Origin of the sequence: Cellulophaga sp. 20_2_10 (assembly GCF_023476645.1) — a bacterium.
GTDB lineage: Bacteria > Bacteroidota > Bacteroidia > Flavobacteriales > Flavobacteriaceae > Cellulophaga.
The window spans coordinates 1-764 of sequence record NZ_JAMCOJ010000055.1 but is presented as its reverse complement, the minus strand read 5'-3'; the positions used below and the strand labels follow the sequence as shown (position 1 = coordinate 764).

Here is a 764-nt window from a genome sequence, read left to right as displayed (position 1 = left end):
GCAAGTAATTGTTTCTGAAACTACCATTTCAGATGCTCCTGCACCTCCTTCTCCTGCAGGAAGCCAATCTATAGTTTCTTGTTGGCCATTATTTAAATCCTGAGAACTTACACCAGTACTTTGCTCTCTGCAAGACAAGGTGTATCTTATAGATTTTACATAAAACACTCCATCTTGTTCTAATCCAAAATATTGAACATTTGTTATAGTACAGGTCTTACCTGCTTTAGAAGCTGTTTTCTTTTCTTCTATCTCGCCATCTCTTAATTCTGTAGATAGGTAAAAATTACCCTGATCATCATAAAAATTTACCGTACCAGAGAAATTTTTAAATTCTCCACTATTACCTTTCTCTAGCCATTCTTGGTTTGGCTCATGCCGTATTATGTTTGCCTCTACAGAACTACCGTTCACTTTCATGGTTAACATATCCATATAATTATTACCCTTGTTCTTTGATAAACCAAAGGTGTAAATCATATCTCCATCATTATTTTTTAATTTTTTAATATTACTCTCAACAATATTGCCAAAATTGTTTCCTTTATCTTTTGAGGAAAGGTTTCTTTGTAATAAATTAGATTGTGCTTCTAATGCTTTTAACTTTACAATTTCAGGAAGATCTGTAAAACTAACTAGCTGTTCTTGAAGCTCTAATTGAGGTGCAACCTCTACAGCTGTTGTTTCTTCTTTTTGACAATTAGTAATAAGGAAAACAGTAATAACTAAAAGTACTACAGGTTTTAAATAATTTATAATTTTTT

1 protein-coding gene is annotated in these 764 nt (G+C 31.9%); it reads right to left on the bottom strand.

The genetic code is table 11. From position 1 onward, the window contains the following. Positions 1-764, bottom strand: a 764-nt coding sequence (locus M4I21_RS18505; RefSeq protein ID WP_249560708.1) for a hypothetical protein, incomplete at both ends; no start/stop codon positions are given.